16 protein-coding genes are annotated in these 13,001 nt (G+C 39.8%); 3 read left to right on the top strand and 13 right to left on the bottom strand.

What is annotated here, in order from left to right:
• Positions 1–10: 10 nt before the first annotated feature.
• The 5 genes from RE471_RS00800 to RE471_RS00780 form a co-directional block, all read right to left on the bottom strand.
• The gene (locus RE471_RS00800; protein ID WP_309214857.1) at positions 11–829 is read right to left on the bottom strand and encodes a hypothetical protein; all 819 of its coding nucleotides are present in this window, start codon (positions 827–829) and stop codon (positions 11–13) included.
• Positions 819–1,835 (bottom strand): ABC transporter permease subunit, encoded by a 1,017-nt coding sequence (locus tag RE471_RS00795; protein ID WP_309214855.1) that lies wholly within the window; start codon positions 1,833–1,835, stop codon positions 819–821. The genes RE471_RS00800 and RE471_RS00795 overlap by 11 nt, the downstream gene beginning before the upstream one ends.
• A gap of 57 nt (positions 1,836–1,892) precedes the next feature.
• Positions 1,893–2,426, bottom strand: a complete 534-nt coding sequence (locus tag RE471_RS00790) for a GNAT family N-acetyltransferase (RefSeq protein ID WP_309214854.1) — start codon at positions 2,424–2,426, stop codon at positions 1,893–1,895.
• Positions 2,423–2,746: a transcriptional regulator gene (locus RE471_RS00785; RefSeq protein ID WP_309214853.1), complete on the bottom strand. Its 324-nt coding sequence runs from the start codon at positions 2,744–2,746 to the stop codon at positions 2,423–2,425. The genes RE471_RS00790 and RE471_RS00785 overlap by 4 nt, the downstream gene beginning before the upstream one ends.
• Before the next feature lie 108 nt (positions 2,747–2,854).
• Positions 2,855–3,097: a hypothetical protein gene (locus RE471_RS00780; protein ID WP_309214851.1), complete on the bottom strand. Its 243-nt coding sequence runs from the start codon at positions 3,095–3,097 to the stop codon at positions 2,855–2,857.
• A 112-nt stretch (positions 3,098–3,209) separates the two neighbouring features.
• On the opposite strand from RE471_RS00780, the gene RE471_RS00775 reads away from it, so the two are divergent.
• Positions 3,210–4,637, top strand: a complete 1,428-nt coding sequence (locus RE471_RS00775) for an RtcB family protein (protein ID WP_309214849.1) — start codon at positions 3,210–3,212, stop codon at positions 4,635–4,637.
• Positions 4,638–4,686: 49 nt separating this feature from the next.
• Here the strand turns inward: RE471_RS00775 and aroF are convergent, their stop codons facing one another.
• From aroF to RE471_RS00735, 8 genes are read right to left on the bottom strand one after another with little or no spacing between them, the layout of a single operon-like run.
• Entirely contained in the window at positions 4,687–5,469 is a 783-nt protein-coding gene (gene aroF, locus RE471_RS00770) for a 3-deoxy-7-phosphoheptulonate synthase (protein WP_309214848.1), read from the bottom strand.
• Positions 5,470–5,473: 4 nt separating this feature from the next.
• Entirely contained in the window at positions 5,474–6,184 is a 711-nt protein-coding gene (locus tag RE471_RS00765) for an indole-3-glycerol-phosphate synthase (protein WP_309214847.1), read from the bottom strand.
• On the bottom strand, positions 6,181–6,741 hold the full coding sequence (locus tag RE471_RS00760; RefSeq protein ID WP_309214846.1) for an aminodeoxychorismate/anthranilate synthase component II: 561 nt from the start codon (positions 6,739–6,741) through the stop codon (positions 6,181–6,183). Before RE471_RS00760 ends, RE471_RS00765 begins: the two co-directional genes overlap by 4 nt.
• Positions 6,719–7,870 (bottom strand): chorismate-binding protein, encoded by a 1,152-nt coding sequence (locus RE471_RS00755; RefSeq protein ID WP_309214845.1) that lies wholly within the window; start codon positions 7,868–7,870, stop codon positions 6,719–6,721. Before RE471_RS00755 ends, RE471_RS00760 begins: the two co-directional genes overlap by 23 nt.
• Positions 7,857–8,447: a phosphoribosylanthranilate isomerase gene (locus tag RE471_RS00750; RefSeq protein ID WP_309214844.1), complete on the bottom strand. Its 591-nt coding sequence runs from the start codon at positions 8,445–8,447 to the stop codon at positions 7,857–7,859. The genes RE471_RS00755 and RE471_RS00750 overlap by 14 nt, the downstream gene beginning before the upstream one ends.
• Entirely contained in the window at positions 8,444–9,415 is a 972-nt protein-coding gene (gene trpD, locus RE471_RS00745; RefSeq protein ID WP_309214842.1) for an anthranilate phosphoribosyltransferase, read from the bottom strand. The genes RE471_RS00750 and trpD overlap by 4 nt, the downstream gene beginning before the upstream one ends.
• On the bottom strand, positions 9,408–10,142 hold the full coding sequence (locus tag RE471_RS00740) for a tryptophan synthase subunit alpha (protein ID WP_309214841.1): 735 nt from the start codon (positions 10,140–10,142) through the stop codon (positions 9,408–9,410). Before RE471_RS00740 ends, trpD begins: the two co-directional genes overlap by 8 nt.
• Positions 10,139–11,392 (bottom strand): TrpB-like pyridoxal phosphate-dependent enzyme, encoded by a 1,254-nt coding sequence (locus RE471_RS00735; RefSeq protein ID WP_309214840.1) that lies wholly within the window; start codon positions 11,390–11,392, stop codon positions 10,139–10,141. The genes RE471_RS00740 and RE471_RS00735 overlap by 4 nt, the downstream gene beginning before the upstream one ends.
• Positions 11,393–11,549: 157 nt before the next feature.
• Here RE471_RS00735 and RE471_RS00730 point away from each other — a divergent pair, with 157 nt between their 5' ends.
• Complete coding sequence (locus RE471_RS00730) at positions 11,550–12,200, top strand: triose-phosphate isomerase (protein WP_309214839.1); 651 nt, start codon at positions 11,550–11,552, stop codon at positions 12,198–12,200.
• A 4-nt stretch (positions 12,201–12,204) separates the two neighbouring features.
• Positions 12,205–12,876: a hypothetical protein gene (locus RE471_RS00725; RefSeq protein ID WP_309214837.1), complete on the top strand. Its 672-nt coding sequence runs from the start codon at positions 12,205–12,207 to the stop codon at positions 12,874–12,876.
• Positions 12,877–13,001: the final 125 nt, after the last annotated feature.

The raw sequence follows: 13,001 nt of genomic DNA, 5'->3' as shown, positions 1-13,001 counted from the left end.
ATTTTTATTATCATTCTTCTGCGCCCGATACCACCCCCCTTATTTCATAGCTCAGCAGTGCCGTAAAGCCTATAAACACTGTAATAAACAGGAGCGGGAATACAGCTATCCACCATGCACCAAACGCCAGGAATGTGCTAACATTGCCGCCAAGATACATAATATTGCCTATGTCAACCACGAACGGATTCTTGAAATAAAATCCAAAATATGTTATTATAACCACAACCCCGCTAATTGCACCCATATCAGTTAAAATATAGGGCAAGAATTTTAACAGTTTCCACCAGTTATCTGTCTGTTTTCTGCTATTCTTGAATTCTAAGGATTCAACATATCTTATAATATAGAAGGGAAACCATCCAACAGATATGGCAATTATTATCCCGGTTTCATCAGGCCTGGCAACGTAAAGGATTAAAAGCATGACAAGCAGGTATGGAGCTGTTGTCATGACCCTGACTACGTAAAATATGAATTTTCTTATGGCACCACCAGCATAATTTGCAAGAAATCCTATTGCGCTTCCAGCAAGGGCTGAAATTCCCAGTGATGCAAACATTACAGCAAAATCAAATTTAAGGGATCCCAGAAGCGCCGGAAGAAGGGCAATCCCATTGTATGTCGTGCCAAAATAATTCCACCACCCGTTATTTAATGTGGGTGGTGATGGTATGGCCGATAGGGTTTTCTTAAACACCAGAAGGTTAGATAAAGATCTCACACCAAGATATGATGGGTAAAAAGAATCGAGGATAAATGCAAGTATATAGAAAAGAATGAAAGCCACGCTTATTCCCATAATTAAATTCCTTGGATTATATTTCATTTCTCACTCCCCTGTTGATAATATCAATAAAAAGGTCAAATATTATTACTATTATTGCCAGAATAAAAAAGCTGTAAATACCGCCCATTATGCCATAGTTATAGTTCAGGGAAGAGTATATGGCAAATTCTCCTGTGTTCATATATGAAAATATGTAGCTTACTATTGCCATTCCACCCATGAATATAACAAATACAGACTTCACCTCCCCCATAATTCTTGATTTTATGCCTCTCCTTATATACGTTGTATAACTGTCCATAAAGGCATTCCTGGTGATGCCTGCCCGCATATACTTCTTGTTATACTCTATTGATGCTTCATGGCTTATAAAAACACTTAAATAAACAGTTGTTGGAATAAACAGTGAAAAAAATGGAAGTGCCGTGTGTTTTAAATAATCTAGAAATACGGAGGACGAACCATGAATAATACTGTCTATGAAAATAATATTTGTCGGTGCTGTGGTATATATGCTGTTTCCAGTGGATGAAACCCACCCATTCAACGCTGCTGAACTGGCGGAAAGTATACCATGTGATGGCAGCCATCCAAGTATCCCGGAAAATACTGCCAGCAGAATCAGCCCTGAAACCAGATACATGAAAAGTAACGGGAAAATATTCATGTTAACAATCTTTGCTGTTTTAAATACTGTACCGGAATAAATTCCAATATAATAAGATACCGTGTAAGATATGGCAAAGGTTACACCAAGAAACAGTAATGTTTCCGGGATGGTTATGGAAATAGCACTGTACACTGTTCCGGAGTAAAAAGACGTGTTAGAATATCCCATGTTTCCAGTTACCAGTGAGTGCAGGAAATAAAAATACTGAAATAGAACATTTCTATTTATTCCCAGTATCTCTATTGAATTTCCAGGGAAGTCATTCTTTATCACAGATGTTGGCACAAATTTGTATACTGCAAATAGAAATATGGTTAAACCTATGAATATAAAAAAATATTTCAGTAAAATATCCGTTACTTTTGACCCTCGCATTATATTACTCTTATTGAAACTGTTAATTTAAATCTTTATGTCAGACTAATTATGCCATTAGTTTTTATCCTCCAGGGTAGATGTAAAATATGTCATTAAAACATCATCGACATACTGGTCACCTATCATAAACTGCCTTCTCCTTACACCCTCATATTCGAATCCTAGATTTCTATATGCTTTAATTGCATTTACATTGCTGGAAAAAACCTCAAGGTTTATTTTCTCTATTCCCTGTTCTTTGGACCATGAAATCGCCTCCCGTATCATCTTTGTCCCAATATTCATGTGCCTGAAATCTCTTTTTATGGCAATTCCCATAGATGCTGTGTGCCTGTTCTTTTTATACATTCCCCTCTGTATGGTTGTAACCCCCACTATCTTTCCATTAACCTCGCACACCAGTGTGAGGTCGTCACGGTTTTTTAATCTCTCCTGCTCACCCCTTTCCGTCAAAAGATAGTATTCGCTTACAAGATAGATCTTTTCGTCCATTACACTCTGCATGCATTCAATTATCCCCCTCGCATCTCCAGGAACACCGCGTCTTATCAAATATTTTTCTGCCTGTTCATTTTTTTTGAACATCATGGTGACTCCAGAATATTTTTCAGTTCCTTATATATATTTTCAAGCCTTTGTGCGTTCTCCCTGGCATCCGTAAGGATTTTTTCCCGGTTTGCAATAAAATCAGATGTCAATATGGCACCCTCCCTGGAAGCCTCAATAATGCCTCCGTGTTCCAGTATCCGCAAAGAATACCTGATTTTATGCTCAGGTATTCCTGTTTGCTGTGACATTTTAATAATACCCAGAGGCTGTTCCGTTAACAGCGTTTTAATAATAATAAGGTGCCTTTCAAGAGTTTCTATGTTCTCCCTGATTTCCTTAAAAATTGATATATCATTCATGGTAATAAATGACAAGCCATTATTTATTATTTTGGAACATTTCAGAATGGCTTCAGGCTGAATACTGGATTTAGTTGCTAAAACGGTTTAAAAACCCTGTTTGCATAATCAAGCCAGATTCACAAGTTCGGGGTCATATATAATTTTATCATGGTCTTTTATGGCGAATTTGGCAGTGGTATTCAGCAGTCCCCTGATTTTGTCTTTACGCTCTCCTATATATTCGTCGTATTTTTCAGGGTTTTTTGAATTTTCTCTTATTTTCAGTGTATTGTTAAGAAGTGCGATCTGGAGTTTGATTTCGAATTGTTTCCTTTCATCAAAGTCATTAATATCAAAAATCTTTACCATTTAGCCCTTATTACTTTATTATTTTATTAATTTTTTTATTTCTGAGCATTTTCAGTTATTAACCAAATTTAAAAACTGAAAACAGTTATGTTTAACCATGTAATAAACATGTATGTTCCATCTTAATAAATTGAATGATTTCCAGTATGAAATCCCGGCAACAGGCAGCATGAGGGTTCCAGGCATCCTGTACATAAACGATCGAATACTGGGCCACTTCAGTGATGATGAACCTTTGCGGCAGGTTATGAATGTTGCATCCCTTCCGGGAATCGTTAAGGCATCACTGGCCATGCCTGACATACATCTGGGATACGGCTTTCCAATAGGTGGGGTTGCGGCATTTGACTATTATGATGGAATAGTATCTCCCGGCGGTGTGGGGTATGATATAAACTGTGGCGTTTCACTCATTGCCACCAACCTGGATTACAGCATGTATAAGGATAGTGTACGTAAGGTACTTGACGAACTATATAAAACCGTACCGGCAGGGATAGATAACAAATCAAGTTTCAGAATAAACACCGGGGATGAGAATGAAATCCTTTCCTCTGGCCTTGAATGGGCATATAATAATGGATATGCCACCCGTGAAGATATCCTGCATACAGAGGAAAAAGGGCATATGCCTGCTAATATTTCCAAAGTGAGCGAGAGGGCCATTAAAAGAGGCAAAAATGAACTTGGAACCCTTGGGGCAGGCAACCACTTCCTTGAGATAGACCGGGTTGACAGGATATTTGACCAGAAAACCGCTGAAAAATTCGGCACTGGAGAGGGAAATAAGCTGGCTGTAATGGTTCATACCGGGTCCAGGGGCCTCGGTCATCAGGTTGCCACGGACTATCTTATGCGATTGAACGAGGATGATGAAAGCGTAAAACTCCCGGAGGACAGGCAGCTCATATCCGCATATGCTGGTAGCAGCGCGGGCATGGATTATATGGATGCCATGAATGCAGCCGCTAATTTTGGTTTTGTCAACAGGCAGATTATAACGTATAAAATAAGAATGGCATTTGAAAAGGTAATTGGGATGGATTTTGAGAGCATGGGCATAAACATAGTTTACAGTCTTGCCCATAACATGGCTAAAGTAGAGACCCATAGCATTGACGGAATAAAAAGAAAATTAATAATACACAGGAAGGGGGCAACAAGGGCCCAGCCTGCAAATACTGCCAGTGGATATTTTGCTGATACAGGAAATCCAGTTATAATACCTGGGCACATGGGCGGCCCATCATATATCCTTGTGGGGACAGCTGGAAATGAAGAAACCACATTCTCCAGTTCATGCCACGGTGCTGGACGCCTCCTTAGCAGGAAGAGGGCCACAGAGCAGTTTACCATGGAAGGAGTCAGAAATGATATGGAATCTAGAGGTATATACCTGCGTGCAACAACTGGCAAGGCGGTGGTTGAAGAATCTCCTGGAAGCTATAAAAACATCGAGGATGTAATTGATGTTATTCGTGGTGCCAGAATTGCATCACCTGTTGCATCCCTTATGCCCCTGGCGGTTATGAAAGGATAATTACTTCAGGACCTAAATCTGCCAAAATGCTCATAACTAAGAGTTTTAGTTAAATCATGGTTTTGCCTAATACTGTGTTAATCCTCTGGACCTTGGTGTAAAGTTCCCTGAACTGTGGAACTGTTAGCTGCTGTGCTGAATCGCTCAGTGCTTTTGATGGGTCAGGATGAACCTCAATCATGAGGCCATCAGCTCCAGCAGCCGTTCCACCCAGAGCCAGTGGTTCTACATACCTGTTTACTCCTGCCGGGTGGCTTGGGTCTATAATTACCGGGTAATCTGTTTTTTCATGCAGTACTGGGATGGCCGATATATCCAGGGTAAACCGAGTAGACTGCTCAAACGTTCTTATGCCTCTCTCTGAAAACATTATGTTATGATTGCCATTCATGGAAAGGTATTTTGATGATGCAATAAGTTCATCAACTGTATTTCCAAATCCCCTTTTTAATAATACCGGTTTTTTCTCCCTGCTTACCCTTTTCAATAGAGAAAAATTCTGGGAATTTCTCGAACCTATCTGTATTATGTCTGCATACTTTTCAACAACCGGTAATTCCTCTATATCCATTACCTCGGTTATTATGGCCATCCCTGTTGCTTCCCTTGCCATTGAAAGCAGTTTCAGACCTTCCTCACCAAGTCCCTGGAATGAATCAGGGCATGTTCTGGGTTTGAACGCCCCTCCACGGAGGACATTTACGCCAATTTTTTTAAGTTCTTTTGCAACCCCAACAATCTGTTCCTCATCCTCTACAGAGCACGGCCCTGCAATCATGAGAAATTTATCATCGGTTAGGCTAATTTCGTCATTTATTTTTACATTCACCATTTGATCACCTGATTTCATCGCCGGAAAGTATGGAGGATCCTATAAGTAGGCCACTGTACCTTTCAGTATGTAGTTTACCAATATTTTCAGATGTTATGCCACTCTCCAGTATCAGCGGCAGGCCAAAGGATTTAAGGCTGTCATATACATCTTCTGCCCTGTCATCCATTTTCAATGTCCTCAGATTTCTCCTGTTGTATCCAATCAGGACGTTTTCTGCTGGAAATATGTTTTTTATCCTGTTGGGGTCATGCACCTCCACCAGTGCCTCCATTCCCAGTGAACCACCATACTGTACCAGATCTTTTATGGTACTGTAATCAAGGAAGTCGCAAATCAGGAGAAATACATCTCCTCCTGCCATGAATGATGATTTTACCATCGCACGGCTGGATATGAAATCCTTAATTAGTATTGGTTTGCTATAGCATTGCACGGCTCTGGCATCTAACGGGTCACCGCCAAAGTAGTGAGGTTCCGTTAAAATACTGATTCCTGCGATGGTTTCCTTTATACTATTAAAGTATTTAAGTATATCAGTATTGAATTTATTTCTGAATCCTGAAGGTGATTTACGTTTGAACTCAGCTATAATTCCTGGTTTTTTCTCCGCATTCTGCAGGGACTCTTTAAGGCTTAAAATAGTTCTTTCACGCATATTGAATTCAATAAGTTTCCTTTTGTCATTTTCGGAATAAATATCATCCACTATCATAATGCATCAACAAAATTTTTGAAGATACTCTTTCCATATTCTGAATAGTAACTTTCTGGGTGAAACTGAACACCGTAAAAACGCCCATCCCTTGAATGGAACCCCATAATCTCACCATCTGTCTCTGAAACCGCATCTATTACTATCCTATTTCCACCTGCCAGTACAAGTGAATGGTATCTAATAGCAGTGAATTTTTCCGGAATTCCCCTATACAGCGGCGAATCTCTATGTATTATTGTGTCCGTCTGCCCGTGCATAATCCTTTTTGACAGAACAATATCAGATCCAAGATAATACCCAAGAATCTGGTTCCCGAAACACACACCCAGAAATCTCGATCCCTTATTCCTATCTATAAATTCATATAGATTCCCGCGATCCTCAGGCCTCTCAGGGTTACCTGGGCCCGGGGATATAATATACCCATCGTACTCTCCGGAATCCGGGAGTTTATCGTTAGGTTTTATGTCTATACTTACGTCCTTAGAGTATAGATACTGGTATATATTATATGTAAATGAATCATAGTTATCAATAATCAATATTTTTTTCATATAAACCACCTGTAACGGTTAAAATCTTTGAATACATTTCATTTACTTCATTAACAGGAACAGAGTCCTTTACTATGCCCGCCCCGGCCTGTGTATAATTTTCAGTACGATTTCTATAAAGGCTTCTGATCAGGAGGGCAAGGTCAAGTTCATTATTTCCAGCTATGCCCAGTGCACCTGCATATGGGCCCCGGGGAGTTTTTTCATACTGGTTTATCAATGTCATTGCCTTTTTTTTAGGGGCTCCGCTTACGGTGCCTGCCGGGAACACCGATGCGAGTATGTCACCGAATCCATAATTTTCCGGTATACCCGATACCCTGCTAACAAGATGCTGTACGCTGGCAAATTTTTCAACATCCATGGATTTTTCAACCCTAACAGAACCTGGTGTGCATATCCTTCCCAGATCGTTTCTTGCCAGATCCACAAGCATCCTGTGCTCCAGAAGTTCCTTCTCATCGTTTTTAAGGTCATTTTCAAGAATTTCATCCTCTTCTTCTGTTTCGCCCCTCCTGCGGGTTCCGGCAACAGGGAATATTTCTATGCGACTGTCATGAAGTGAAACAAGATTTTCAGGGGAGCTTCCTATAATTTCAAGATCCCCAAATTTGTAATAATAGACGTAAAGGGACCTGTCACCGGCCATAAATTTCCTCAGTATATACAGCGGATCGTAATCCCCCAGATTGAATCTCCTTGAGAGTACTATCTGAAGAAGGTCTCCATTTTTAATCCGTTCAATAACTGATTCTATATCTTTCTCCAGATCCGGATCTGGCTGCACAGTAGAGGCAGTTTTTATAGATTCCGCTGTTCTCGTAAAAGGCTGGCTGTATTCCCTATCGGGGATTATGTAGGAAATCTGTGGCCATTCTGATCTTTTCAGCATAATATCAGGATAAATGTCATCAACAAAATCATATGATACGAAAATTGGTATTGTTTTGTTTTCAGATACCACCTTCATGAACTGGTTATTCATGTAACTAACTGCATTTTTATATACATTTACAGGGGCATTTTCAGAAATAAATAGCCTTTCCATGCCTGATATCCTCTCATCCCCGAACCTGCAGAAGTATGCAAAATTTTTATCCCTGAATTCGTTGATTCTATCTAATAGCACCGCGCTCACCCAGACTACAGAAAAACTCATCAATTTTTTCAAAGGATTTTTTCCCTGTTCTCTCCTCAAGGGAACTACTCACGTCAATCAGATCAGGATTTAATTCCACGAGCTGTTTCAGGTTGCGGGAGTCTATCTTTCCAGCTATACCTATCCTTTCCATGTTAAGTCCCATTAGCTGCGGTTTTCTTTTAATAATTCCATCCCGGTCTTCCAGAAGAATATAATCGGATCCGGCATTAAGATACGATGTTATTTTTTCACTAATATGATTACAATGCAGATCAATTACAGATATGACTCTTTTACCCATCACATTCTTTACATAGGCTATGTCTTCCGGCGAATGGTTGAAATGGAGCTGTACATAATCCTCTTTTCCAACTGATCTGGGCATGTACGTGTAAACCCCTGCAACCTGTGCCTCCGGGTGCATTTTTTTAATCCTTTCAATTAATTGCACTGTACCGTGCCTTTTTACATTTAAGTCAAGTATAACACCAATAATATCAGCGCCCATTTTCAGTGAATAATCTGCATCCTCCTCATTGGTTATGCCGCATATCTTGACCTTCATTTGCACACCTCCTTTAACTTTTTTATTGCGATTCCTGATTCTATGCTTTTTACTGCGAGATCAAATGCCTCCTCTGCCGTATTTGCCATTCCATTGATCATTATGGCTGGCACCGCGTTTAATCCTATGAATTCCTCTACATCCCTGTTTTCTCCTGAAAGTCCTGAAAGCAGCATTTTGAAACTCTTTTCTGGATCCACGGTGGATATTCTCTCAATTCCAGTACTATGGCCGGTCAAATTTACAGGGTCTATTTTTGTTTTTTCTATTTTGCCATTAACGTAATAAAGCAGGTTTTCGCTATTTGGAGATATCTCATCCATGCCATCGCTGGAATGTATTATGAAACCCTTTTTTCCTTCCTGCAGGATTACATGTGCATAGAGGTCCGCAAGGTCGTCACTGTATGTCCCTAAAACCACCCTTTCTGGATTTAATGGATTTGTCAGGGGCCCAAGTATGTTAAAAACTGTCCTGAAACTGATCATTTTTCTTGCACTTGCAAATTTTGCAAAACTCTTATTATACTGCGGGGCGAGTATATACACATAATTTTTGCTGTCAAGGTTTCTTATTATTTCATTTTCATCCATATAGAAGTTATAACCAGTATATTTCATAAAGTCGGCACTTCCATGGTGGCCTGTAATCCCAAAATTACCATGCTTGGCTGTTTTTATTCCCATGGATGCCAGGACGATGCTTACTGCAGTGCTCACATTTACTGTGTTCTTTCCGTCTCCACCGGTCCCAACGACGTCAGTTAAACCTGGATATTTCACATTGATCTCAGCCATATCCCTCAGGGCCATAGCAAACCCGGCGATCTCCTCTGGTGTTTCACCCCTCTTGTGGATTTCTGTAAGGAATTCTACCTTTTCCCTGTCAGGCCTGTCAACAAGCCTTTTCATAGATTCCATGGCATTCATAACGGTGCTGTTTGCCACAGTGTATTCTGTTTCACGCATCAAGAACACCCCTCATCCTGTTTATATAATCAACAAAGCCCTTCTCATCGCCACTGTCTATCATCTTTACCAGATAAGTTCCAATGGCAACCCCGGAACCCCCATTCTTCATGAGATTTTTTATATCCTCATCGCTTTTGATTCCGAACCCGTAGGTTATCTCCCTTCCTGGCAGCAGGGTATTAATCCGTTCTGTTGTATAATCCAGTTCATATGGTATTTCTATGCCTGTAGAAGGTTGGAGACCATAATAGATCCAGGAATCTGTAAGGGATGCCACATTTTTTATTATGGAATCTGGAGTAGCCGGCGAGAAGAAGGGTATGTATTCGAACCCTCTTTTATTCAAATCTTCAATCACCCCTCTTGATTCACTGAAGTAATCTATTATTAGGTCAGGTATGATTATTCCAGAAAACCTGTTCTTCTGAAGATATGCAATAAATTCATCGAATCTATCCTTTATATCAGAAAAATAGGATAATGAATACATCTTTATGTGGTTTTTATAAAAATAATCAAAATATTTACTGTAAACACTATCTGAGAAATTACTGTTCCCAACACTGTGGGTTTTTCTTATTACCGGTCCGTCGTAACGCGGGTCATCTGATGGAAAACCAAATTCAATATAATTTATTTTTTCCACCGGAAGTATGTCCAGGAACCTGCAGAGCCTCGAATTATCTGGATATCCAAGGGTAAAATATGGAATAAGTTTTTTCATTGCTTTTCACCGAAAATAGAAAGATCCAGCATACCGTGCCCGCTTACATTTACAACTATTGTCTTGTTCTCGTTTCTGTGAGCCTTTACATAATTTATTGCTGTGGCTATTGCATGTCCTGATTCCGGAGCTGCTATAATACCCTGCGTATTGGCAAATGTTCTTAAGGCATCCTTTACCTCGCTCTCTGTAACCTCATCACTTTTTATTCTGCCCCTGTTGATAAGCAATGAAAGTGATGGTGATGCACCATGATACCTTAAACCACCAGCATATATTGTGGGAGGAACAAAATCAGCGCCAAGAGAATACATGCGCAATTCTGGAAGAACGCCGGCAGAATCAACAAGATCGTATTTATAATCGCCCCTGGAAAATTTAGGCACCTCATCAGCCGTCGTTGCAATTATCTCAGTCTCATCACCATCCGGGATAAATGGGAAGGTGAATCCCCCGAAGTTGCTTCCGCCGCCAACACATCCTATCAGTACGTCAGCATGTTCCCCAAGTATTTCAAGCTGTTTCTTCGTTTCCTGGCCTATAACACTCTGATGTGTAAGTGAAACATTCATAACGCTTGCAACCATATATCGATAATCATGGTCAAGCGCATATTCAACTGCCTCACTTATGCCGATACCCAGCGTTCCTGGTGTATCAGGGTGCTCTTTCAATATTTTCCTCCCGTATTCTGTAAGTGTTGATGGGCTTGGAACTACATTTCCATTGTAGAGGTTCATTACAGTCTTTCTTAGTGGTTTCTGCTCAAAGCTAATTCTAACCATGAAAATCTGGGCCGGTAATCCGTAAAGTGATGCGGCCAGTGCTGTGGCTGATCCCCACTGGCCTGCACCTGTCTCTGTTGTTACGCCATTAACACCCTCCTTCATTGCATAATATGCCTGCGGTATTGCAGTATTTATTTTATGGGAGCCTGTGGCCGTAGCCCCCTCATATTTATAGAAAATCTTTCCACGGTATCCCAGATGTTTTTCAAGATTTCTTGCCCTTATGAGCGGTGTCGGTCTTCCGATCTGTTCATACTGCTCCATAACCTCATCCGGTATTTTCTCATATCTCCTGAAGGTAAATTCCTGCTTCAAAACTTCCTTGGGAAGTATTTTATTGAGCAGATTTATGGATGAAAAGTCCTGTTTTGAATCCCTTGGCGGGGCCAGTGGCTCTGGAAGGTCTGGAACTACGTTGTACCAGTTTTCTGGCATTATATCTCTGTTAACTGATGTTATCATAATATGTGAATATATACATATTATTTAAGCATTATTGAATATAATAATAGTATAAGAATAAATAATTAAGTGACATATATACATTCAAATTTTAGCATTTTAATGGTACCAGTAAATAACATACCTGTTTTTATATTCTAAAATGAAATACTGTTCCATGAAGCCGGATATATTCATCAATTTCAAACATTATGAAAATGCTGTAGGATACAACGTTGAAAAGCTTTTACAGGATTTTGAAGGTCTGGATACCCAGAATGGCGTTTATTACTGCCTATCGCCCCTGGATTTGAGGCTACAGCGCGAGTTCCCCGATCTACAAATATATGGGCAGCACGTAGATTCAAATGGTTTTGGTGCATTTACAGGATCGATTTCCATGGAATCCATGAAGGGTATGGGAATTAACGGGTCTTTACTGAATCATTCTGAAAGGAGAATCCCCCCTGTGGAGATAACTAAAACAGTCAAAAGATCTCTGGAAATGGATTTTAAAATTGTTCTGTGCGTGGAAAATCTTGACGAAATTAAAAAATACTCAATACTGGAACCAGAGTATATAGCATACGAGCCACCTGAACTCATAGGCGGGGATATTTCAGTATCATCGGCTAAACCTGATATCATAGAAAAAGCTGCAAAAATCTGTGATGGTAAAACAAAGCTTCTTGTTGGTGCCGGTGTTAAAAACAGGCATGACGTGGAAACATCAATGGATCTTGGAGCTAACGGCGTGCTTATTGCCTCTGGAATAATAAGAAATGCGAAACCAATAAATATGTTGGTTTCATTAATGGGTAACAGGTAAAGCTATGGCAAATCCAAAGAAAAATGAAGAGCCCCTATTTGAGGAACCTAAATTTGACAAGAGGCAGTATCTCTCTTATGAGAGGGAGCGGGCCAAGGCCATTATACTGGTATTTATAACCGGGGCATTGGTAGGACTTCTTTCAGGGGAATTAGAAATTTACGGGTTCTGGTACCTTGCAATAATACTAATAATAGTTGTTATCTACTTTTTGAGAAATTTAATCAAAATGTTCAAGATTGCAATTCCAAAGCAAACATCACATAAGATGTTGGTATACCTTGAGCTTATAATTACCTGGTTTGTGTTCTGGATAATCGCTCTCAATCCTCCATTGCATGTTGTTTCCGGGCCGGAGGTTATAGATCTGGAATATCAGGTGGGCCATGGAAACTGGACTGCCATGAAGGAAACGGACAAGGAATATGAACTTGTTACAGGAGATAATTACACGCTCAGGTATTTCACGGAATATAAGTACCCAATAACAGGGATAAGCATAGAGGAACATGGCAGTCAATTAAATTACACTTATAATAAAAGTACCGGTTATGTTATGTTTAATATAACTGCCCCATCACCTGTGAATTCGGTAGCAGATATATACATAAACGAAACCTCAACGCATGTTTCAACCCATAAAGTAATACCAATTATCGCCGAATATTCTATTTAATATTTTATGTGGCTTCCTCCTCATTATAGCACTCAGGACATATACTGAGGTTAAAATTATTATACAGTTTATATGATTTTACGCTTCTTATATAAGTGAAATAGAAAAATAAATAAATAGAGTTG

Origin of the sequence: Ferroplasma sp. (assembly GCF_031200575.1) — an archaeon.
Lineage (GTDB): Archaea > Thermoplasmatota > Thermoplasmata > Thermoplasmatales > Thermoplasmataceae > Ferroplasma.
Note: the sequence above shows the minus strand (reverse complement) of the source record. Positions and strands in the feature narration are given on the sequence as shown.